The organism is Rosistilla ulvae (genome assembly GCF_007741475.1).
In the GTDB taxonomy this organism is placed as follows: Bacteria; Planctomycetota; Planctomycetia; order Pirellulales; family Pirellulaceae; genus Rosistilla; species Rosistilla ulvae.
Genome location: NZ_CP036261.1, coordinates 4645911 through 4669501, shown reverse-complemented (window position 1 = coordinate 4669501; position 23591 = coordinate 4645911). Strand labels below are relative to the sequence as shown.

At 57.5% G+C, this 23591-nt stretch carries 18 protein-coding genes; 12 read left to right on the top strand and 6 right to left on the bottom strand.

The features are described 5' to 3' along the window. Positions 1-172 precede the first annotated feature (172 nt). The 4 genes from EC9_RS16460 to EC9_RS16445 all read left to right on the top strand — a co-directional run bounded on the left by EC9_RS16460 (position 173) and on the right by EC9_RS16445 (position 5603). Positions 173-1618: an IS4 family transposase gene (locus EC9_RS16460; protein ID WP_145346875.1), complete on the top strand. Its 1446-nt coding sequence runs from the start codon at positions 173-175 to the stop codon at positions 1616-1618. Between the two features lie 294 nt (positions 1619-1912). Continuing rightward, the gene (locus EC9_RS16455) at positions 1913-3457 is read left to right on the top strand and encodes a sulfatase (RefSeq protein ID WP_145346873.1); all 1545 of its coding nucleotides are present in this window, start codon (positions 1913-1915) and stop codon (positions 3455-3457) included. 317 nt (positions 3458-3774) lie between these two features. Then, positions 3775-4914, top strand: coding sequence for an LptF/LptG family permease (locus tag EC9_RS16450; protein WP_218934194.1), 1140 nt, complete (start codon positions 3775-3777; stop codon positions 4912-4914). Next, a complete protein-coding gene (locus tag EC9_RS16445; RefSeq protein ID WP_145346869.1) occupies positions 4911-5603 on the top strand; it encodes a TIGR04283 family arsenosugar biosynthesis glycosyltransferase in 693 nt (230 codons plus the stop codon). Before EC9_RS16450 ends, EC9_RS16445 begins: the two co-directional genes overlap by 4 nt. Positions 5604-5657: 54 nt before the next feature. Here EC9_RS16445 and EC9_RS16440 read toward each other — a convergent pair whose 3' ends face one another. Then, complete coding sequence (locus EC9_RS16440; protein ID WP_145346867.1) at positions 5658-6503, bottom strand: sugar phosphate isomerase/epimerase family protein; 846 nt, start codon at positions 6501-6503, stop codon at positions 5658-5660. A 306-nt stretch (positions 6504-6809) separates the two neighbouring features. Between EC9_RS16440 and EC9_RS16435 the strand changes: the two genes are divergently transcribed. From EC9_RS16435 to EC9_RS16425, 3 genes are all read left to right on the top strand, one after another. Beyond that, on the top strand, positions 6810-7634 hold the full coding sequence (locus tag EC9_RS16435; RefSeq protein WP_246106144.1) for an MlaE family ABC transporter permease: 825 nt from the start codon (positions 6810-6812) through the stop codon (positions 7632-7634). Next, positions 7634-8548: an ABC transporter ATP-binding protein gene (locus EC9_RS16430; RefSeq protein WP_145346863.1), complete on the top strand. Its 915-nt coding sequence runs from the start codon at positions 7634-7636 to the stop codon at positions 8546-8548. Before EC9_RS16435 ends, EC9_RS16430 begins: the two co-directional genes overlap by 1 nt. Positions 8549-8640: 92 nt before the next feature. Continuing rightward, complete coding sequence (locus EC9_RS16425; protein WP_145346861.1) at positions 8641-9855, top strand: MlaD family protein; 1215 nt, start codon at positions 8641-8643, stop codon at positions 9853-9855. A 255-nt stretch (positions 9856-10110) separates the two neighbouring features. On the opposite strand, the gene EC9_RS16420 is transcribed toward EC9_RS16425, so the two are convergent. The 5 genes from EC9_RS16420 to EC9_RS16400 all read right to left on the bottom strand — a co-directional run bounded on the left by EC9_RS16420 (position 10111) and on the right by EC9_RS16400 (position 14893). After that, a complete protein-coding gene (locus tag EC9_RS16420) occupies positions 10111-11217 on the bottom strand; it encodes a hypothetical protein (protein ID WP_145346859.1) in 1107 nt (368 codons plus the stop codon). After that, entirely contained in the window at positions 11214-12164 is a 951-nt protein-coding gene (locus EC9_RS16415; RefSeq protein WP_145346857.1) for a dihydrodipicolinate synthase family protein, read from the bottom strand. The genes EC9_RS16420 and EC9_RS16415 overlap by 4 nt, the downstream gene beginning before the upstream one ends. A gap of 10 nt (positions 12165-12174) precedes the next feature. Further along, on the bottom strand, positions 12175-13332 hold the full coding sequence (locus tag EC9_RS16410) for a sialidase family protein (RefSeq protein WP_145346855.1): 1158 nt from the start codon (positions 13330-13332) through the stop codon (positions 12175-12177). A gap of 121 nt (positions 13333-13453) precedes the next feature. Then, positions 13454-13864, bottom strand: a complete 411-nt coding sequence (locus EC9_RS16405; RefSeq protein WP_145346853.1) for a transthyretin-like family protein — start codon at positions 13862-13864, stop codon at positions 13454-13456. Positions 13865-13966: 102 nt separating this feature from the next. Then, positions 13967-14893, bottom strand: coding sequence for a DUF1559 family PulG-like putative transporter (locus EC9_RS16400; RefSeq protein ID WP_218934193.1), 927 nt, complete (start codon positions 14891-14893; stop codon positions 13967-13969). A gap of 422 nt (positions 14894-15315) precedes the next feature. On the opposite strand from EC9_RS16400, the gene EC9_RS16395 reads away from it, so the two are divergent. The 5 genes from EC9_RS16395 to EC9_RS16375 all read left to right on the top strand — a co-directional run bounded on the left by EC9_RS16395 (position 15316) and on the right by EC9_RS16375 (position 23590). Next, complete coding sequence (locus EC9_RS16395; RefSeq protein WP_145346849.1) at positions 15316-16470, top strand: XylR family transcriptional regulator; 1155 nt, start codon at positions 15316-15318, stop codon at positions 16468-16470. A 132-nt stretch (positions 16471-16602) separates the two neighbouring features. Beyond that, positions 16603-16953 carry an arsenate reductase (glutaredoxin) gene (gene arsC, locus EC9_RS16390; RefSeq protein ID WP_145346843.1) on the top strand — a complete coding sequence of 117 codons (351 nt, stop codon included), beginning with the start codon at positions 16603-16605 and terminating at the stop codon, positions 16951-16953. 313 nt (positions 16954-17266) lie between these two features. Continuing rightward, positions 17267-18064, top strand: coding sequence for a type I methionyl aminopeptidase (gene map / locus EC9_RS16385; RefSeq protein ID WP_145346841.1), 798 nt, complete (start codon positions 17267-17269; stop codon positions 18062-18064). A 409-nt stretch (positions 18065-18473) separates the two neighbouring features. Next, entirely contained in the window at positions 18474-20255 is a 1782-nt protein-coding gene (locus tag EC9_RS16380) for an efflux RND transporter periplasmic adaptor subunit (protein ID WP_145346839.1), read from the top strand. Then, positions 20252-23590 carry an efflux RND transporter permease subunit gene (locus tag EC9_RS16375; protein ID WP_145346837.1) on the top strand — a complete coding sequence of 1113 codons (3339 nt, stop codon included), beginning with the start codon at positions 20252-20254 and terminating at the stop codon, positions 23588-23590. The genes EC9_RS16380 and EC9_RS16375 overlap by 4 nt, the downstream gene beginning before the upstream one ends. The last annotated feature ends 1 nt before the right edge of the window (position 23591 follow it).

Genomic DNA, 23591 nt, shown 5'->3' with positions numbered 1-23591 from the left:
TGATCGTTTAGCCGCAATACCGTTCAACGAAGCGTAGTGGACGAGGTTACGAGTCCTTTTGCATCAGACCAAATCGCTGGGACTCGTAACCTCCTGTTGATTACCCACAAGTCGCCGCAAAAATAGCTCGTTTTGGCACGGTATTTGCGCTTGTAGTATTTCATTTTGCACAATGAAATCTCAAGGTGAAAGCATGCAACCGACCAGTATCGCATACGAATTTCAAGATATTCAACTTGGAGACAAACGTCTCAACGATCGAGCCGAAGCGTTGCTCGCCTCGCTGGCGGCCAACCCTTCGGCCAGTATCAACGAAGCTTGCAGTGGCTGGGACGAAACCAAAGCCGCCTACCGTCTATTCGATAACCCCAACGTCGATCCCGAAGCCATTCTCGGGGCTCACGCTGAAAAGACACTCCAACGAATCAAAGCCCAAGACACCGTTTGCATCGCACAAGATACCACCGAACTGGACTACACCGCGCATCCGCCCGGAGGCGTCCGCAATCTCGATCGCTTAGGCCGCCGTGGACTTTACGATCATTCCCACATCGCCTTCACGCCGGAGAAACTTTGTCTCGGGGTGGTCGGTGTTAAGTTCTACGATCGCGACAAAGAAGCGCTCGGCACCAGCAAGAAGCGAGAAGGCCAACCCCTACACACCGGCGAAGGGCAACGATGGCTCGATGGTTACCGCAAGGCCTGCGAGATCGCCGGAAAATGTCCTGAAACTCAGATCGTTTCGCTGGCCGATCGCGAAGGAGACATCTACGACATTTTCGTCGAAGCCGATCAGCATGAAACACCGGCTCAGTTCGTCATTCGCTCGCAGCGAAAACGCTCGTTGCCGGAGAAAGACCCCGATGGCGGGCCTGCGGCTTATAAGAAAATGCGTGCCGAAATCGCATCCGCCCAGCCGGTCGCTTACCGCGAAGTCCAGCTTCCCCAAACGCCCGAGCGAACCAAAGGATCAGGAAACAAACAACACCCCGGCCGTGAAGCACGCACTGCGAAGTTAGAAATTCGAGCGAAGCGGATGACTCTTCGTGCGCCACACAACAAGCAGTCTTCGATGCCGCCGGTCGAGATCAGTGTCGTTTGGGTGAGCGAGATCGATGGCCCAGGCGACGGAACCGAAGTCGACTGGCTGTTACTGAGTTCTCTGCCGGTCGACACGATTTCCCAGACGCTGCGGATTGTGGATTTGTATGTGGCTCGTTGGCCAATCGAAGTATTCTTTCGAGTTTTCAAAACTGGCTGCCGGGTCGAAGAGATTCAACTCGAAGCGAGAGACCGACTGATCCGCGCGTTGATGTTTTACAAAGTGATCGCATGGCGGATCATGTTTGTGACCTTCTTAGGCCGCGAGTGTCCAGAGCTTCCCTGTGATGTCGTCTTCAGCGAAGCGGAATGGAAGTCGGTCTGGAAAGTGGTGGAAAAGACGCCTCCCCCAAAGCAAGCTCCTGAGCTGTCACAATTCATCCCGGTCCTTGCGACCCTTGGCGGCTACAATCACCGCGAAGGCGACGGTCCGCCGGGAGCCGAAGTGATCTGGCGAGGCACGCGGCGAATGCTCGACTTCGCCCTCTGCTGGCAAGCCTTCGGACCAGACCAATGACTTGTGGGTAATCGACAGCTCGTAACCTCGTCCACTACAACCCACCGCTAATTCTTGCGACGGTACGAGGCTCCTTCGTTGAACGGTACTGCGATTAGCCGGTACGTTTGTGCTTCTTTGGCGAACGGCACGCCTGGCACAACCCTGTGATTGGCTTGGGTTTAAGCGTTGGGCTATGCCTGTGGTCCCACTTGCCATCTTCTGTTTTCGTCCGCTCAACGAGATACAATAGACCGACGTGTTGGGGGCCGAACGATCCCCCTTCTTCTTAGAACAGTGTCGGAGTCTTCAACGATGATGAAAACCCCCGCGATTGTTGGGCTGATGCTTGGGCTGTTGCCTGCGGCGGCCTGCGTTGCCAGCGAACGTCCCAATATAATGGTCTTTTTGGTCGACGATATGGGGGTGATGGATACTTCGGTTCCGTTCTTGACCGACGATCAGGGCCATCCGAAGCTTTATCCGTTGAACGATTTCTATCGCACACCGAATATGGATCGGTTGTCGCAGCGGGGGATTCGGTTCAACCATTTTTACGCGATGAGCGTTTGTTCGCCGACACGGAATTCGATCATGACGGGCCAAAACGCCGCTCGCCATCGATCGACCAACTGGATCAACCCTCGGAAAAATAATGCTGGTCCGCACGGTGCCCCCGATTGGAATTGGGGCGGGTTGACCGAGCGAGATGTCACGCTGCCGGCAGTCCTGCGTGCGAACGGATACAAGACGATGCACGTTGGCAAAGCGCACTTCGCGCCCGAAGGGCATAAGGGTTCCGATCCGTTGAACCTTGGTTTCGACATCAACGTCGCTGGGGCGGCGTTTGGCGCGCCCGGCAGCTATTATGCGCAAGAGGGCTACGGTCGGTTGAACAAACGCAAGCATCATGCCGTTCCGCACTTGGACAAGTATCACGGTAGCGATACGTTTTTGACCGAAGCGCTGACTTTGGAAGCGAAGCGATTGGTCGCCGAAGCGGCGGGTGGTAACAAGCCGTTTTATCTGTACTTCTCGCATTATGCGGTTCATGCACCGTTCGATTCCGATCCGCGCTTCGCAGCGCATTACAAGGACTCGGGGAAACCAGCAAAGGCTCAAGCGTTTGCGACGTTGATCGAAGGGATGGACAAATCGTTGGGCGATATGTTGGACCAGTTCGACGAACTGGGGATCGCCGAAAATACGTTGGTCTTGTTTCTCGGAGATAACGGCTCCGACGCGCCACTTGGCGATCAGCATCAGGTCGCCTGCGCGGCGCCGCTGCGGGGCAAAAAGGGAGCCCATTACGATGGAGGCATGCGGGTACCGTTCATCGCCGCCTGGGCGAAACCCGATTCGACCCAATCGATGCAGGAACGCTTACCAATTCCCGCAGGGAAAATCCAAAGCCAGGTCGCCGCGGTCCAGGACCTGTTTCCTACGATTCTCGAGCTCGCCGACGCCCCTGCTCCCCGTGGTCACGTTGTCGACGGTTCGCCGCTGCAAACGCTGTTGACTGGCAAGCCCGATCCGCAGCGGAAGGAACAGTTTCTGATGCACTATCCCCACGGGCCGCATCGCAGCAATTATTTCACTTCGTGGCGCGACGGCGATTGGAAAGTCGTCTATCACACGCTCCCCAATGAAAAGACCACCGGCGGCTTCGTGCAATTCGATGGCGGCCACTACGAATTGTTCAACCTAGCGGACGATCCGTTTGAATCGACCAATCTGGCGGAATCGCATCCGCAGGAACTGACGCGGATGATGCAGGGGCTGATCGCGCAACTGCAGGCCCACGACGCGCTCTACCCGGTCGATGATGCTGGGCACGAATTGCGCCCTCAATTGCCATAGCGGCACGGTCGAGCTGCGGCGTTGAAATGCTTGCAATTGTGAGTCGCAAGGGGGAACGTGAGAACGCAGGGGCGAATTCCCTATGCAAATCGGGTTTGGTGTCGGCGAAAGACTATCGCCACGTCTTCGTCTCTGGAGGCCGGGAGAATCGCGTGCTAGCGTATCGCGGCTGATAGCTCGAGTTGAAAAACGGATTCGCCCTGGGCTGATTTGAATTCGCCCGTGACTTGGCTGGCCAAGTTGTGTATCACGTTGATTGGCGGAGTGCGAATGGACGCCGCTGAGCAAATCGCGGCGCAATGGCTTGGATAACAGTGATGACACGGATTGATCGATATTTGCTGGCGACCTATCTACGGACTTTGCTGATCTGTTTTTGTAGTCTGGCTGGAATTTTTGTTGTCTTTCATGCGTTCAACAACATGGAAGAACTTGCTGAATACGCGCGCCGCCAGGGAAGTTTCGTAAACGCTTTTGTTGGCTATTACGGTCCCTTTTTGCTGGCGATCTTCGATGCAACCAACGCGATTTTGGCAGTCTTTGCGTTGGTCTTTTCGGTCGCGGTGTTAAAACGTAACGGGGAGATGACTGCCCTGTTGGCCGCCGGTCTGTCGCATGGAAGGATCTTGCGACCGATGTTGATTGCCGCTGTGATCGTGATCATCGTGGCCGTCTTCAACCGCGAGCTATGCATGCCGAATTGGAAAGACCAACTGGGAACAAAGGCCCAGGATTTGACTGGCCAAGTGCAACGCGCCTTGAAACCGTGCTACGACCGGATGACCGGGATCCAGTTTCATGGTCGTGGTGTGATCGTAGTCCGAAAAGAAATCGTCGCTCCGGCGTTGATGATTCGATCGGAAATTCCCGGCTTCGGAACACAGATCGTCGGTGAACAGGCCGTCTGGACCGACGCTTCGGATCAACATCCCGGCGGCTATTTGGTCTCCAGCGTGACACAGCCGGAAAACGTCGACACGATCCCATCGGCCGGATTTGGCGGTCGACAATTTGTGCTCACGCGGGCCGATCATCCCTGGCTCGAACCGGGACAATGCTTCGTCGTCTCAAACATCGAATTCGAACATTTGGTCTCCGGAGCCGATACCGACCGGCTGTCGTCGACGCTTCAATTGGTCCGCAACATTCAAAATCCGAGCGTCTATTCGGGGCCCGATGCCGAGGTGATGTTGCACACGCGAATCGTTCGCCCTTGGTTGGATATCAGCCTGGTGTTGTTGGGGCTGCCGTTGGTGGTGACGCGAGGCGACAAGAACCTGTTTGTCGTCGCGGGGTGGGGCCTGGGACTGATCGCGATGTTCTTCTTCGTCAAAACGTTGTTCAACGGTCTCGGATCCAGCGAGACCCTGATCTCGCCGGCGATGGGAGCCTGGGGACCGATTCTTGTCTTCGCGCCGATGGGGTACAGCCGTTGGAAGGCGGCGGACCGAACATGACACCGGCCGAGATTTCGGTGATCATTCCCGCTCTAAACGAGGCCGCAAATATCGAGCGCTGCGTTCTGTCGGCGACGGCGGCTGGGGAGGTGATCGTCGTCGATGGCGGTAGCGACGACGCGACGACGCAAATCGCGGAGGCCGCTGGAGCCAAGGTGCTCACAAGCCAAGCCGGTCGTGCGGCGCAGCAGAATGCCGGCGCGAAAGTTGCCGCCGGGAGGACGCTTCTGTTTTTGCACGCCGACAATCATCTGGCCCCTGCGGCGATCCAACAGGTCTGCGATGCAATGAGCAAATATCCCGAGCGATGGGGCGGAGCGTTGGGCCAGCGGATCGAAGCCGCCGGATTTGGGTTCCGGTTATTGGAATATGGCAACGCGTGGCGGGTTCGATGGCGCGGCTTGCCCTTTGGCGATCAAGCGATCTTCGTACGGCGAGATCGATTCAATGAAGTCGGTGGTTTTCCCGACGAACCGATCATGGAAGATCTGATCTTGTCGCAGCGATTGCGGCGGATCGCCAGGCCGCTGTTATTGTCCGGTCCGGTCTACGTCGATCCGCGTCGCTGGCAACACAAGGGCGTGCTGCGACAGACATTCCGAAACTTCGGCTTGCAGATCGCATTTGCGTTGGGCGTCAGCCCGCAGCGGTTGCGATCGTATTACGCCAACCACGCGGACTCGAATTAGCCATCGGCCGCACAGCGGAAAGCTGGACGGCCTTGGGAAGTGAACGCGGACCGATTAGGCCAACAGTTCGCTCTTCAGCTTTGTCAGCAGTGCAACGGCGGCACCGATCTCTTTCAGCTGACGCTCGGGTTCGGCAGGGATTTCGCGTTCGATCGTCAACGGACCGGTGTAACCGATCTCCTTCAACGTTTGCAGATACTTCCGCATGTCGACTTGGCCTTCACCCAGTGGCACTTCAGCACCCCAGGTTTCACCCGGCTTGTCGCTCCAGGTGCCATCCTTGCAGTGGATGCTGCGGACGTACTTGCCCACTTTTTGCAGCGCTGGGATCGGTTCGCCCGTACCGTAGAGGATCATGTTGGCGGGATCGAAGTTGACGAACAGGTTGTCGCGATCGACGCTGGAGAGGAATTGCAGCAGACCGTCGGCGGTTTCCTGACCGGTCTCCAAGTGAACGCGTTGGCCGTTGTTGGCTGCGTGATCGCATAGATCGCGCATCACGGTGACGATCCCTTCATAGGCGGGATCGGTCGTTTCGTGTGGCACAAATCCAAGGTGCAGCGCGACGACATCGCACTCGATCAATTTGGCAAAATCGGCGATCTCTTTCATCTCTTGCAGCCGGGCTGCCCGCGTCGCTTCGGGAACCAAGCCGACGGTTTCCACAACGGTCGGGATGTCGGCGTAGCTCTCGCCTTCGAAGCCGCCGAAAACCGCGGTCAATTCGACCGACATCTCCTTCAACTGACGGAGCAATTTGTCAGCGTTGGCCTGGGTTCGCGTTTCCGCTGCCGGTGCGTGCAATTGAATCGTTGGCACACCCAACTCTTTGATCACTTCCCAGCGAACGCCCAAGCCTGCATCGACCGATGCAAACACTCCGATTGGCCACTTTTCCACGTCAGGTTCCTTTCAAAGGTCTATTCGCCCCGTCGCGTCTAACATCAAACGCGGGTTTGCCCTGTTGTATCAGAGTCGACCGGCAGCGACCAGCATTGCTAGCGTCGCTCCAGCCATCTGGAGTTCGCCCCGCCGCAAAGATAGGCCGGCACAACCGGTCGGTTCACCTCAAGCCGCAAAGTCGGTGCAACCGATACAAACTAACACGGCGAGTTTTTTTGGATCGCCGGGAACCTTTTATTCTGACGCGATCTCATGCCATCCGCTGCTAGCCGCTCGCAACGCCATTCCGCTCATCCGCAAGGGATGCGCGCCGGGCTCCGCGATTGGGCATCCGACTGGGGCAAGATCGTGGTTTCGGGAATCAGCACGGTCGGCGGGATCGCTAACTTCACCCTGCAGATGCTGCGGTGGATCTTTACGTCGCTGCCGCGGCGGGAGACGATTCTGCCGAACTTCTACCAGGTGGGCGTGTTGAGCCTGCCGGTGGTCGCGTTGACGGGAACCTTCATCGGGATGGTTTTAGCCGAAAACAGCTACTACCAATTTCAATCGATCGGTCTGGAAAGTCGGCTCGGCGGCGTGATCAATATGACGCTGGTCCGCGAACTGGGGCCGGTGCTCGCGGCGACGATGTTGGCCGGACGCGTCGGCAGCGCGATGGCAGCGGTGCTGGGGACGATGCGAGTGACCGAGCAGATCGATGCCTTGGCAACGATGGGGGCCGACCCCATTCATTATCTTGTCGTGCCGCGGTTTCTCGCCTGTATCATGTTGATTCCGGCGCTGACGATCATGGCCGACTTCATGGGAATCGTCGGCGGATATTTTTATAGCGTCGTGATTTTGGGGATCGATCACGCGGCTTACCTGAACCATTCACGTCAATTCGTGACAGGGTTTGACCTGTTCACTGGGATCTTTAAGAGCTTGTTCTTCGGTGCCGTGATCGCTGTGGTCAGTTGCTACCGTGGTTTTCAAGCTGAAGCGGGAGCCGAGGGTGTGGGCAAAGCAGCCACGTCGGCGTTTGTCCATTCGTTTGTCATGATCCTGGTCCTCGATCTCGTCTTGGGCCGGTTGTTGAACATGATCTACTTCGCATTCTGGCCATCGGGAGCTTCGCTACTGTGATGGATTCGGACACCCAAACGATCGAATTGCCCGAAGAACCGCCGGCCCGTCAGTACCTGCTGGACGCGCAGGATCTGCACGTCGAGCTTTCGGGGCATCACGTCCTGAAGCGAATCAATCTGAAGATTCCGCGGGGCGAGACGTTGGCGCTGATCGGCGAGAGTGGCTGTGGCAAGACGGTTTTGATGAAGACTTTGGTCGGGCTGGTGCGCCCGTCGCGTGGAATCGTCCGTTTCGATGGCCAAGACATCGCCGCGATGAAACCGGCAGAAGCTGTCAACTTTCGCAAGAAGATTGGTTTTGTTTTTCAGAACGCCGCGCTGTTCGACAGCATGACCGTTGGACAGAACGTTGCCTTTCCGCTGCGGCAGCATAACGTCGTCGATGCCGATCAGGTGGAACCGCTTGTGTTACGGGCGTTGGGGGAAGTTGGGCTGCCCGATGACATCGTTCGCCGCCGACCGGCTCAGCTGTCCGGCGGGATGCGAAAACGGGTCGGCATTGCGCGGGCTTTGATCCTGCAGCCCGATCTGGTTTTGTACGACGAACCGACCACCGGTTTGGACCCGATCGTCAGCGATGTGATCAATGAATTGATGCTTGGTGTGCGTCGCAAGTATCCCGTTACCAGCATCATCGTGACCCACGACATGAACACCGCCCGAAAAGTTGCCGACCGCGTGATCATGTTATATCCGCGTCGTCGTTTGAAGGACCACGAATCCCAGGTCCTGTTCGATGGCCCGCCGACATCGCTCGAGAATTTTGAAGATCGTCGCGTCCGCCAATTTGTACGTGGCGAAGCGGGCGAGCGATTGATGGAGATGCGGCAGCTGAGTGAAGAGATGGACGAGCAGTTGGACAACGACAGATTTGAAAACGAAGACGACGACGAATCGCCTTTGGTTCAGTAGCGGTGGTTTACGCGACGCCGCGTCGATACCGACCGGCGGCGCGCACGATGGCTCGACGGAACTTTTTTTAAGCACAAGGTAAATAGAAGATCATGGACGATCGCAGACTTGAATTTGGCGTTGGCGTGCTGGTGCTCGCGTCGATCGGAGTTTCCATCATCTTGATGTTCATCTTCGGTGCCTATCCGGTGCTGTTGAAGAAAGAATATCCAATCACCGCGAATTTCCCTACCGTCGCCGGGATCGATGTCGATACGCCCGTCGTGAAGTACGGCTATCCGATCGGTCGCGTCACCAAAATCCAACTCGGTGCCGACGGTGTCGACGTGATGATGATGATCGATGCCAAATATCCGATCCACAAAAACGAGATTCCGCGAATCGGTTCGCAGCGGTTGGTCACCGGAGAAGCTCGCATCGAGTTTGTCAAAGCCAATGAGAAGCAGTTGTTGGAGTTGTTCGATGGCAAGGTGAACAATCCGCCCGACGGGGTCTTGCAGCCGACGGAAACTGCGTTTGCGCAAGAGTATGTTCCGGAGGATGGTTATTACGTGCGAGTGACCGACGGGGTTTCATCGGATCCGTTTGCGGTGCTGATGAGTCTCGAAGGGGAGTTTCGCGGCACGCTGAAATCGATCGAAGACGCTGGCAAGTCGGTCGACTCACTGGCTTCGCAATTGGAATCGAACGTCAAAACGCTCTTCAAGGGAGACGGCACGCAGGTCCAGCAGATCGCGCAACAGACCTCGCAGACGTTGGAGCAGGTCCGCAGGACGGCGGCGGAAGTCGAATCGATCCTACAAGACACGCAGATGAAAGAGAAGTTGAAGGCGTCGTTGGATCGCTTTCCGGTACTGCTAGATGATGCGCAAGAGACGATGCATGTCGCTCAACGAGCGATCCAAAGCTTCGAGAACGTCGGCGACTCGGTGAACGATACGGTCAAGTCGGTTGACCGCACGGTTCGCAACATCGAACGCTTTACCACGCCGCTGGCCGACAACTCCGACGAATTGGTCGCCAACGTGCTGCGAAGTCTCAACAATCTGGACCAAGTCTTGGTGCAAGTCGCATACTTTACGGAGCAGTTGAACGAAGGGGACGGGACGATCAAACGCTTGATCGAAGACGACGAACTCTACTGGCAGGTCCGGCGGATCGCCGGCAACATCGAAAACCTGACAGCTCGTGTTCGCCCGATCGTCGACGACGCGCGCGTCTTCGCCGACAAGATCGCTCGCGACCCCGGCACCCTCGGCGTCCGCGGAGCGCTCAGCCGGCGACCGCAGGGAGCGGGGCTGAAGTAAGACCGCAGCGCTGCGGTTAATCGTTTAGCCGCGTGCCCAGCGGGCCGCGCGTTTGAACGTCCGTCGCGATGAACGCGCGGGGCGTTGCCGCCGCGGTTAAACGATAGGGCTAAGCGAGCAGCCTTAGTGTTGTGCGAGGCGTTGTCGCCTCCTTGTTTAGCTGCGTGCCCATCGGGCCGCGCTTTTGAACGTCCGTCGCGATGAACGCGCGGGGCGTTGCCGCCGCGGTTAAACGATAGGGCTCAACGAACAGCCTTAGCGTTTGGGGCTCGCCGTGATGCTCCAGACCTTCGGCGTCCTCACCCGTGGCCGGACCTCGCCGCTGGGGAGGATGATCCGGTTGTTCCACCGAACCGCTACCGTGGTGACCTGATTCTGTGGCATCGAGCCTGCGGAACTCCAGCTGTCGCTGATCGTGTCGTACGCTAAAGCTTGCCGCGGGAAGCCTGGATGATCGTCCCGAAGTGCGTCGGAGCGATCGAATAGCGTTCCGTCGGCGCCGCCGAGCACCAGCAGGTGGCGTTTACCCAATCCGATCGATGTCCCTGCCATCACACAGCGTGGCGCTGAACTCCGTTGTCTCCAGCTCTCGGTCGCTGGCGAGAACTCCCAGACATCGTCTAGGAATTCAATGGTCCCCGCCACTTCGCGGCGACCGCTGATCACGTACAAACAATCCTCTTGCCCATTGTGTTGCGCCACGGTCAGGTTGAACGCGCGACGGCCGCCGGGGCACGCTGGAAGTTCATGCCACTGAAACTGTGCCGGATCGTTTCGTGCGGATGAATCGAGCGACCAAAGATTGTCCATCGCCGAATCGAGTCCGCTTCCACTCTGTCCACCGGCGAGATAGATGACATCGCCAATGAGAGCCGCCTGACCGTAGACACAGGGGCGCGGCAGTTTGGGATAATCGCGTCGCTCGAACTTTCGAGTCTGCGAATTCCAACGCAAAACAAACACAGCGTCGAACGTATTGGCCGCATCATTACCGCCGATGCAGACGATGCCGTCGGGCGTCGAAACGGTCGCTCCGTAAGCGATCGGTCGGGTTAGCGTGCCGCCATCGATCCACTGCAGCTGCTCGCCCGCACGGATCAGCACATGAATCCGGTCGTGCCAGATCTTATCGGTTCCCCAAACGGGCCGCGGAAAGTTTGCGCCGCCGGCGACGATCAGGGCGTCGTTGTGGACTCCTACAAACGGGCCGGCAACTCCCAGTTCGTCCGGCAGCTCGGGAAGCGGTTGCCATTCCAGAGCGGCGATGGTTGGCGAATCCTCACCGCGGCAAAGCGCCGCCGAACCACTGATCATAGCAAGCATGATCCCGAGCATTGGCCATGAGACGTGGGAAGCATTCATGTGTTGGATCCGATCGATTGCAGGCCGCCAACGTCCACGGCATCGAAGAAGCTAATCGCATCGAGATCGCTCCGCAAAGCATCGCGTTGCGACGGTGTAAGCGTTGCGACCGGCAGGCGACTGGGGCCGCAATCGTGGCCGATCATCGACATGATCGCCTTCTGGGCACCTCGTGGTCCATAGGGGATAAACGCCCTAACGATCGCTTGCGACAGCGACTGTTGACGACGAGCTTCGCCCAAATCGCCAGCGGCAAAGGCGGCCAATAGACGCTGGTAGATCGGAGCCGCAAAGTTGTAGGTGCTGCCGACGGCCGCTTGAGCACCGGCGCCGAGTCCGCTCAACAACATCTCGTCCAATCCCCACAGCAACTGGAATCGGTCGCCAGCAAACTCCAAACAGCTCTGGAATTCAAACACGTTGGTCGACGTAAATTTGATCCCGCGCAGCGTCGGGATGCGATCGGCGGCCAGCCGCAAAAAGTCGACCATGCTGTAATTAACGCCGGTCACTGCGGGGATATGGTAGTAATAGAACGGCAGATTCGGCGCTCCCGCGGCGATCTCTGCCATCGAATCGACAAGCGTCTCCACACAATCGGGCTTGAAGTAGACGGGACTGACGGCGGAGACCGCGTCGGCACCGATCTGTTGGGCGTGGGTTGCCAGTTCCCGGGCGCTACTCAAGCTTTCGCATCCCACCTGCACGATCACCGGCAATCGCCCGGCGGCCGATTGCACGAATGCTTCGGCGACGGTGCACCGTTCCGATTGCGTCAGCGAAGGACCTTCGCCGGTGCTGCCCAACACATACAACCCCGCGATTTTGTCGTCGACCAAGTGATCGACCATCGCGGGGATTGCAGCGGTGTCGAGCGTTCGGTCGCTGGCCAGCGGCGTAAAGGTTGCAGCGACCAAGCCCTGCAACGGAGCGGTTTTCAACGGCATCGGTTCACCATTACTTGTTGTTCGAAGTCTTGGTATCTTTGGCCATCGCATCGGTTTCGGCAATTTTGAACCGAGTCGAAACGACCGAATGTTTTTCGGGGCCGGGAGCGTATTTGACGTAAGTCGTCGCGACAATCGTTCCGTCGGGCAGCAGTTCCACGCCCGGATAACCGCAGTCGAGTCGGTTGGAGGCGTAATTCTGCAGCAGCTTGATCCGATATTGTCCGGGGCGACCGTTGCGGATGTCGTCGTAGGTACCGACCCAAGCGACGAAGTCGCCGCGAGTTGGGCTGTTGATCGCGACGTCGCGGAACGCGAACACCCAGCGACCATCTTCCAGTTGTACGCCGATGTGTCGATCGCCTGTTAAGCCCCACGACGTGTCGACCGGTTCGCTCCACGTTTCCCCTTCGTCATCGGAGAACATCATCAAACTGCGGCCACGATGGGTGTTCTCTCGCATCAGCACGCAGATCTGTTTTCCGTCGGGGGATCGCAAGGCAAACGGTTCGCAGGGATTCTTCCCTTCGACCGCGGCGACAACTTCCGGTTCGGACCATGTGAATCCGCCGTCGTTTGTCACGGTCTGCAGAACCTTCAGCGGTGTGCGATCCTTCCCGTCGGGGCCCTTGTGGAAGAACCCGATGTAGCTGCCGTCTTTGCGTTGCAAGACGCTGCTGAAGGTCATCACGCAAGGAAATCCAAGTGGCGGCATTTCCTTCCATGTCGCCCCACCATCTTCGCTCATGATGCTGGGCATTCCCGGACCGCCCCGTTTGCCGAGCGCTGCCGACCAAACCCACAGCCGTTCCTTTTTATCGGGCCCAACCATCCGATAGATGCTGGGACAGTTTTGATGCGTCGAGAATCCGGCTGGCAATTGTTTGTCGAGACGCGACCAGTTGAGTCCACCATCGGTGCTCTTGGCCATCGGGCCGGCGGCACCGCCGTGATTGATGCACCAAACCGCGAAGATCGTTTTTCCATCGGGCATCAACAGTGTCGTTGGATGTCCTTGGTAGACTTTGGGTGTTCCCTCTGCGATCGTTACATGACGCTCGGTTTGCTGGGCGATGTCGACGATCGGAAGGTTGGGTTTTTCGGCGGCACTGACGAACCCAAAGCCGCCCAAGAGACAGCCTGCGGAAATCAAAAATCGTTGGAGCATGGTGAGGGATCCTTTGCTGGAGTTGGTTGCGGGGAGTCGGAAGGAAACGAGGGGAGAGCGCGGCGAACCTCAAGCTATCGAGTAACGCAGCGCCAGGAAGTGTGCAAGGCTTTGCCTTAGTCTACTGCAGGGGAAAGTCGATCGTTTGCGAACCGGGTTCGACCAGGGCGGTCAGGGTGGACTGGGAATTGTATTTCGCGGGCAGCAGTGGCATCGCATCGTTTGGCGATTGATCCCCTTCCATCGCCGATTCATTGCTGATCGTGACCTTGTGATCACCCAGTAACGCACCGGGAGTGTCCTTCACAAACAGCAGTTCATATTTTCCTTCGTCATCGGTCATCGCAACCGACGGACGCCCTTCTTGAGGTTGGAACGTCACGATGGCACTCGGGACCGGTTGCCCTTCGTAGGTGACGACGCCCGTGACAGAACCGAGTTCAGGCAGGTTCGATCCGCTGCAACCAACCAATGCGAGAGTGAGGACTGCGGCGGCGAAAACAGATCGTTGCGGAGAAACGGAAAGTAACATGGCAAGTGAAGGCATGGTAAACCGGAGAACGCGATGGAGGGGAGGAAGTGAATTGTTAGGCAGAGGGCCGATGGCGACCCTCCTTTTGTCAAATGCGGTTCGTTACGGTAACGAGACCGGATTTCCATCCGACTTGTGCCCCAAATACTGATAGACCGTTTGGTCGATGGTTTCGGAAAGGAAGCTGACCGATCCATCGCCAAGAACAAACATCGCACCGCCGGGATGAAGGCTGGTGAAGGGCTGGTTGCCCGTCCAATTGGTCGCCGATAACAAAGCGGGATCGTTGATGGGGGACGTGACGACGCCGACGATCGTCAGCAAACCGCCACCGCTGCAGGACAAACATTTGTGCGTCCGCGGTGCGCCAGGCCAAACGGCCGCTCCATAGCCGTCGTCGGTACCGGTGGTCCGTTTTTCTGACGACCGTTCCCCGATAAACAATGTATTGCTCAATCCATCCAACACGTCGCGGAAGGCGACTTTTGCGTTGACGCCAAACGCACCCTCGGGGCGAATCGGCAGCGGTTCGTTTTTGACCCATTGCCGCAAATAGCCAAAGACGGCAGGGTAGTTCGATCGCCCAAAGCTTTCGACGTGCCCACTCTGGTCCTCACCGATATCCGACGGACAACGATAGGCGGCTAATGGCTGATCGACCAATGGACTCAGGTACTGTTCTTTTAAATGCTTTTGCGTGACTTCCAACTGGTCGTACATGTTCTGCGACTCGAGGAATGGAAGAATCAACGCACTCCATGCCCATCCCGATTTGGCAAAACGACAGCCGTCGGCGACGCAAACCTTATCGGTTTCGACACTCAACTGGCCGGTGGGCAGGACGCGATACGTATCGTGGTAGTTGTGCAATGCCAAACCGATCTGCTTGAGATTGTTGGAGCATTGCATCCGCCGAGCCGCCTCGCGAGCCGCTTGGACCGCGGGCAAAAGCAGTCCGACGAGTATGCCGATGATTGCAATCACAACCAGCAGCTCGACGAGCGTGAATCCGAAAGGTTTGCGTTTCATCTCATGAACCTTAAACGTAAGTAGGAAAGTCGAATGAACGTTCTCGTTGTGGAGACAACGTTGAGCTTTGTCGTCGCGAAATCGAGCTGAACTTGTCGGTCGTCTGCACGGCCATAGCGTTTCGCATACCACTTGCCCCTCTTGTTGGGGTGCTTGGTGCGGTGGGATCTCAATGCGGTGGGATCTCAATAAAGCTGTTTGATCAGCCGTATGGCGGCTGCAGTGCCCATGTAGGCACCACTGCATTGTAAGTTAAGATTGTGTAGCGACAATTCGCATGTTCCGCAAAAGTATTGGCATTTTCACTACTGCAGGTTACGTTGGTTTGTGACGGGAAGCGTGGCTTGCGTTGAAGGAAGTTGTTTCAAAACGAATAGGATGTGTCTTGGTATCTCATTGCTGTTTGCGAAGCGGTTGGAAGTATGGAAACTCGTAACGTGGGGACGACCGGATACGAAACTCGCAACATCCTGCTGGCCTTGGGGTGGTATTACCCCGAGATTCACCATGGGGTCGCCCGTTTTGCGCGGGATCATCATTGGCATGTGACGGCCGATTTCGATGACTTGGTTCCTGAGCACTGGCGAGGCGATGGGGTGGTGACGTTGCTGGGAGCGCGGCAAGACCTGTGGCGCAAGCTGCGACGCTTGAAGGTGCCGATCGTCGATTTGGCGGAAAGCCGCCCCGATATCGCGTTGCCTCGGGTCACGATGGACAACGCGGCGATCGGTCGCATTGCTGCGGACCATTTTGTCGAACGAGGGTTTCGGAATTTTGCTTTTGTGCATCGCTGGGATCTGGGCGTCAGCCGCGTTCGTCGCGACGCGTTCCAAACGGCGCTGGCAGCGGCAGGGCATCGATGCGAGGTGCTGAATTGGAACAAGGAAGCGGGACGCAGCTCCGACACGCGCGAACAACGACACCGGTGGTTGGTGCGGCGGCTTTCGGCCCTTCCCAAACCGTTGGCCGTGTTCGCGATGCGCGATGTGGAAGCGGTGGAAGTGATCGAGGCGTGTATTGCCGCGGAGATCGCAATTCCCGATCAGGTCGCGGTGTTGGGCGTTGACAACACCTATACGATCTGCGATTGTCTGCGCGTTCCGCTATCGAGCGTGAACACGAATTGGGAACAGGTCGGATATCAAGGGGCGGCGTTGTTGGAACGTCTGATCTGCGGCGATCCAGTTCCCGCGACGCCGATCTATATTCCCGCGGTAGGCGTTTGCCAGCGACGCAGCACCGACAGTCTCGCCGTGGAACATCCCGCCGTGGTCGCCGCACTACGCTACATCCACGATCACAGCGCCGAAGCGATCGATATGACTGATGTCGTGCGGCACGTCGCGATGTCGCGCAGCGGGCTCGAGAAAGCGTTTCGCGAATACTACATTCGCCCGCCGATGGAAGAACTGCGACATGCGCGACTCAACCGAGCTCGCAGGGAACTGTTGGAGACCGACGATAAGATCATCGCGATCGCGCGCCGCACCGGGTTTCAAACATCGCAAAACTTATGTCGCGTCTTTCAGCAACAGCTGGGGATGACGCCGAAGCAGTTTCGTTTGCAGCACCGATAGCGTCCGCGATTCGCGGTCCTCTTCGATCCGATTCGTCGACGCGATACAATCATTCCCCCGCGTCGGCCGAGGATCGATCGAATTCCTGCCGCGTGCTGTCCGAGTTCTTTTCCGCAACGCTGCAGGGATCCCATGACCACGATTTATCACAACCCTCGCTGTTCGAAATCGCGAGCCGCCGTCGAACTGCTGGAAAACCGACAGATCGAACATACGGTCGTCAAATATCTCGAAACGCCGCCGACCGAAAAAGAACTGGCCGAAATCGTCGCGATGTTGGGGATCGCGCCTCAAAAATTGGTGCGTCGTGGCGAAGCGTTATTTAAAGAACTGGGGCTAGGGGAGCAGGAACTGCCGGACAAAGAGTGGTTGGCGGTTTTGGCTGCCAACCCAAAGCTGATCGAACGGCCGATCGTCGTCCACGAAGGTCGAGCCGCGATCGGCCGTCCGATCGAGAACGTCGCTGCGATGCTGGACAACTGAAATGCTTCGTTGACGGTTGCATGTTTGCATTGAAAGGCCCGTTGGGTAGCACCTTTGCGGAACGCTATTCCTCACATGTGCTGCTGGTCGCGCTCGCGTCTGGTAGCGACGATGCGGGGATTTGTCGGCCAACGCGAATCTTGACGCGACTGATTGGTTTTCAATCTCCAGTTTGTTAAACTTGTGTGTTCGCGGGTTGCGGGGCAGGAGCTTTAAAATACGCGATGTTTTAAACTGATTCGATTTGCTTATAGCTGCGTTTGCGCGATCTTCGATTTCCGATCTGGTTTGGGCGACACAAAGGACTATTGGAATGTTACAAAACCGGAAAAAACTGTTGCTGCCAAAAGCGGGACGCGAAGCGATGGGGGCGGCGGGGCGATTCAACGCCAAGCTATTGGATTACGTTCGTCCGCATGTCAAAGCGGGGATTCAGACCGGGGTGATCGATGAATTGATTCACAAGTTCACGATCGATCATGGCCACAAACCGGCCACGCTGGGATACCAGGGCTTTACCAAAAGTTGTTGCACAAGTGTCAACGAAGTGATCTGCCACGGCATTCCGGGCGATTACACGTTGGTCGATGGCGACATCGTCAACGTCGACATCACGTCGGTCGTTAACGGTTGGTTTGGCGATCAATCCGAAACGTTTTTAATCGGCAACGTCAGCGAAGAAGCACGCGCCGTCACGCAGTGCGCGTTCGATTGTCTGTACATCGCGATCGACGCACTGACTCCTGGTTGCAAGGTTTCGGTGATTGGGGAAGCGATCGTCGCCGAAGCCCACAGCCGCGGCTTCACCGTCGTCCGCGAATATGTTGGGCACGGTTTAGGACGCCAGTTCCACCAGGATCCATCGATTCCTCACTATCCGAACCGGCAGAGCCGCCAAGACCGTTTGTTGCCTGGAATGGCATTTACCGTCGAGCCGATGATCAACGCTGGCAGCCGCTTCACCTCGTTGGACAATAACGACGGCTGGACCGTGCGAACCAAAGATGGTCGCTATTCGGCACAGTTCGAACACACCGTGCTGATGACCGAATCGGGGCCAGAGATTCTGACGCTCACAAAAGATGGCCCGCAAAAAGGGCACACCTTTTAGGTCCGCCGAGGTCTTTCCGTTGGCTCGCATGCCAGCTGCACCTCGCGAGGCGCGACGTTCCAACACAGATCGATTGCTTCACGCGGAGGTTTTTCCGGCGCGCGATATCGTCGGGTTTGCTGGTTGTTCCGCGAGCTAACGCCGGACAGTTGAATTGCGTTCTGATTCAACCGATGGCTCTTCCTCTGCAAGCGAAAAATACGCCTGCCGCCCCTAAACCCACGGGGGGCGATGCGCCCGATCGGACGGTCTAACGCCCTTTTCTTCTCGCCATTGCCATCGCAATTGTCTCGGCAGGGTTGCCGGATCCGGTAGAATCTGTGACCGGAATGATTTTTGTGGCTCGAGGTAAAAAGGATCGAGTGTGCGCGCGTGTATACCGCAGTGGTGGCATAGGTTGGCCGATTGGATGCCGAATTCGGTGGGCAGGAGGATGGTGGGACTGTTCGCCAGTTGCGCGCTGCTGTTTGCCAGTGGCTGTCAAAAGACGCCTGTTGAATACGAGAGCAAGCCGCCGTTGCCGGTCACTTTGCTGACACTGAACAAGGCGATTCCGGCGACCTCTTATTCCGGTTCGGGGAGCGTCAAGTCGTGGAAGACCGAACAGATCGGTTTTGAAGTCTCCGGCCGCATCGAATGGGTTCTCGAACCTGGCAAGGACATCGATGGGCGGGTGGTCGATCCCGATGGAAAGCTGCTGCAGCCCGGGACGCCGTTGGCGCAGATCGATTCCGCTCGGTACGAGATCGCTGTCGAATCGGCGGAGGCCAATCTGGAGGTTGCCAAGTTGCGGAAGGAGGGCATCGAGATTCGTCTAAAGGAAGCGTTACCTTCGGAACTGGATGCCGAACGGGCGAATCTGAAGCTGGCGAAGTTGGAGTTCGATCGGATCGAGAAGCTGCACCAACAAAATGCCGCTTCGCTGTCGGAGTTCGATCAAGCGCGGAATCTCGTGCAGGCCCGACAAGCATCGCTCAGTTCGCTGCAGGCGAGCGAAAAACAGACCGAGGCGGAACTTCAATCGGCCGCGGCGGAGATCCGCCGAGCCGAGCAAGCGTTGCGCGACGCCCGTCGCGATCTTGACAACACGACGTTGTACGGTTCCTACCAAGGACAGATTTCCGAAGTAATGGTCGTTCCAGGCAGCGTTGTTTCGGCTGGTTCGCCGGTGTTGACGTTGCAGATGACCAATCCGATTAAGATCGAATTGGAACTGTCGTCGCGACAGTCTCGAGTGATGCGAAAACGACGGCATTTGCCCGTTTCGTTTTTGTTGCCCGATGGAACCCCACGCGTCCAAAACGGATTTGTCTACCGGATCGCACCCAGCGCCGATCCGACGACGCGAACGTTTGCGATGACGATGTTGATGTTAAACGAGAAATTTCAGGACACTCCGATCGAATCGTTGACCAACGCATCGGTTGCCACGTCGGAACACCTGTGGCCGTTGAAGTTGAATCGGATGATGGTCACCGACCCCGGGGTGATGCTGGTCGAAGAGCAATCGATCAGCCGGGATGAACAAGGTCCGTATATCTATCAGGTGACCAACGCCAAGCTGCGCGATGTTCTACCGAGTGTCTTGAAGGTCCGACAGCAGCGGATCGTGGAAAACGAACTGCGGGTTCCCTTTTTGGGGAACTGGATCTTCCGCTCGTTTACCTTCGTCGATCCCGAACCGGTCGATGAAGAGACGCTGTACGTGGGACAGTTGAAGTTCCAGGACAATCGTCCCCAGGATTGGGATGGCGAATCGGTCGTCTTGGATGCCGGATCGCAATGGATGTTGCGGCCTGGCGATTTGGTGACCGTCGATTTATCGAGCAACGTCGTCGAACCGGGGTTTTATGTTCCGATCGAAGCGATATTCGAGGAATCGGGCGAAACGTCGCTGTTCGTGTTTGATAACGGTCGGGCCAAAAAAATGGAGGTTCATATTCCACCCGCGGAGGATCTGAATGCTGGCTCGCTGGTCGAGATCGAATCGGATCAATTGGTCGACGGGATGCAGGTGGTTGTTGGCGGCGTCCATTTTTTGCGAGACGGACAAGCGGTCCGAGCGCTCGGTCAGGTTAGCCTCGATGCGATCGTCCGCGAAGAGGCGGGGTTGAACGACCCAGCTGAGGCCGACAAAGCGAACGCACTGAACGCTATCACCGCTCCAGCGGAGGCTCGCGAAGCGCAATGACTCTTCCTGCACTTGCCGTTAAATATCAACCGATCGTCATTTCGTTAGTTCTATTGGCGATGGCCAGCGGCGCGATCACTTACGTCACGATCCCGCGCCGCGAAGATCCCGAGTTTACGATCCGTGTTTGCGTCGTTTCGACTTCGTGGCCCGGAGCCCCAGCGAAAACTGTCGAAGAGCTGGTGACCGACAAGATCGAACAGAAACTTATCAGTATCGAAGAGGTCCATCTGACGCGATCGACGACGCTCACCGGTCAGTCGACGGTCTTTGTGGAGCTGGAGGATAGCGTCCCACCGGGGGAGATCCAGAAGGTGTGGGACAAGGTTCGGGCGCGAGTCGATCTGGTGCCGATGCCAGCGTCCAATGTGCGACCGATCGTCAACGATGAATTTGGCGATACCGCGGTGTTGTTGTTGGCGGTCCACCAGACACCGACGCACGGCCGCGCGGAGATCCGTCCGCAGGATCGTTATTCAGCCCGCCAGCTGGAGATCTTTGCCGAAGATGTTCAGGATTCGTTGCGGCTGCTGCCGGGCGTCGCCAAGGTCGAGATGTTCGGCCAACGCCAGGAGGCGATCTATATCGAGACCGACCTGGCAAACTGGGCACAGCTGGGCCTGACCACGGCTCAATTGGAATCGCTTGCGCGGGAGCGGAACATCATCGAAGCGGGTGGTGAATTGGATACCGAATCGGGACACTATGCGGTCAACACCGGCGGTGAATTTAACGCGGTCGAAGAGATCGAACAGATCGCCAGCACGGTGCACACCGAAGATGGCGACAATAGCGTGCCGTTGGCCGAACTGGGGTTAACCGTCACCCGCGGCTTGGAGGATCCGGCCGACTACATCTGCCGGTACGGGGATGCGACGCACAGCACGCCGGCGGTGATGTTGGGAATCACGATGAAGTCGGGATCCAACATCATCGAGGTCTGCGATGCGGCGAACGCTCGCGTGGCGGAATTGATGAACATCGAACGCCGCTTGCCCCCCGATATCGCCGTGACCGCGGTCTCGGACCAATCCGAAAGCGTCGCCAAAAAGATCCGCGACGTGCTGATCAATGTGATCGAAGCTGTCGTGATCGTGGTGATCGTCGTCTATCTGGTCGTCGGTTTTCGGACGTCGTTTGTGATGGCCGCCAACATCCCGATCGTGGTGCTGATCACGCTGGGGATCGTCGCGCTATTTGGTGTTCAATTGGAACAGATCTCGCTCGCCGCGATGATCATCTCGCTGGGATTGTTGGTCGACAATGCGGTCCAGGTTTGCGACCAAGCTCGGACCAACCAAATTCAGGGGATGCGTCCGTTTCCCGCGGCGATCGAAGGGGCCAACACGCTGGCGATCCCGATGTTGGTTGGAACGCTCACGACGATGGCTGCGTTCCTGCCGATGTTGGTCTCCCTGGAAGGAGGCGGCAAGGAATACGTCTACAGTTTGCCGGTGACCGTTTCGACAACGTTGGCACTCAGTTGGCTGTTGGCGATGAGTTTGTGTGTGATCTTGGCTGGATGGTTCATTCGCGCTCCCAAGCCGGACGAATCGGGATCGCCAGTTGTCGCGGCGTTGTCGTTTCTCCGCAACTTGCCGTCGCGTTTCGGGAAAACGTCACCAAACCCGAAACCGGCGGGGGCTCGGACCGGCGAGAGCGAGAACCTCGCGTTCCGCCTCTATGGCGTGATCGGACGTTTGGCGGTCGACGCCAAATGGGGCACCGCATTGTTGGTGCTGATTTTGATGGTCGGGATCATGACACTACCCGTGAGCAGCGAGTTTTTTCCTGAGGCCGACGGAACGCAGTTCGCCGTGAAAATCATCCTGCCCGAGACGGCCACGATCGCCGAGACCGATCGGGTCGCCAAGCAGGTCGAATCCGTGATCCGCAAGTTGGCCGATCAGGGGGCTGCCGATGCGTCTCGTTTGCGTTCGATGCGGACGATGGTTGGCGGTGGCGGGGCGCGATGGCATCTCGGCTGGGAACCCGAACCCAAGACGCGGTCTTTTGCTGAGATTTTGGTCCGCACGACCAACGGTTCGGTCACAAAGCAATATGCTGAACGGGTTCGCGAGGTTTGCGAACGGGGAGACGATGCTTTGGGAATCGAACCGATCGTGGGAGCCCGCATCGTGCCGGTTCAACTGGCCCTCGGACCGCCGGCCGATCCGTTGGTCTTCCGCATCGCGGGCAATGGATTTGCCGATCCGGTGGTGCTGCGAACGGCAGCAAATCGGCTGAAGAAAATCGTCGACCAACAGCCCGAAACCTGGGACGTCAACGACTCCTGGGGCGTCGATGGGTTTCAGGTTCGCGTCGATGTCGATCAGGACCGCGCCGTGTTGGCTGGCGTCACCAATTCGCAGGTCGCCCGCACCCTCAACTCCTATTACTCGGGGCTGCAGCTGACGACCTTTCGCGAGGGGGACCATCAGGTTCCTGTCTATTTCCGTTTGCGAGCCAGCCAGCGGCAATCGATCCGCGGTCTCCAGGAATCGTACGTCGAAGGGGACAGCGGAAAGATTCCGCTCGCTTCGATCGCAAGCCTGCAGCCCAGCTTTGAATTGGCCCGCATCGAACGGCGGAATATGAATCGAACGATCGAAGTCAGTTCCCGGATGGAACCGGGAGTGACCGGAAACGACGTTGTCTCGCGAGTGCTGAAGTCCGACGCGATGCGGCAATTGCAGGCCGGTCTGCCCGTTGGCTATTGGATCGAACCGGGGGGAGCCTTTGAAGAGAGTGCCGAGGCGGGAGGCCAAATGATGACTTCCTTCGCGATTTCGTTTGTCTTGATCGTCCTCTGTTTGATCTTCCAGTACAACGGCTGGGCAAAACCGCTGGTGATCCTATCGACGCTGCCGTTGGCCCTTGTCGGGGCTTGGCTCGGTTTGTACCTGTTCGACAAGTCGTTGGGTTTTATGCCTCAGTTGGGGATTTTGGCGCTGTTCGGAATCGTGCTCAATACCGCGATCATCTTCATCGAATTTGCCGACATCTTGATCATCGAACGGGTCGGGCTGAAACGGCGGTCGGGGCTTGCCGACGGGCCAATCGTCGGACTCAGCATCGACGAATTCCGTGAATGCTTGGTCGCCGCGGGGAAGCAGCGGATGCTGCCGATCTTCCTGACGACCGCGACGACGGTGGGGGGCTTGATACCGCTGGCGCTCGGCGGAGGGCCGTTGTGGGAGGGGCTGGCCTACTGCATGATCGTGGGGCTTTTGTTGACGACCACGTTGACGTTGGTGATCGTCCCCGCGTTTTATGCGATCCTGGTCGAGACCTTTGGCGTGCAACCAGTGAAGATCGCCGATCCGGAAACCTAGA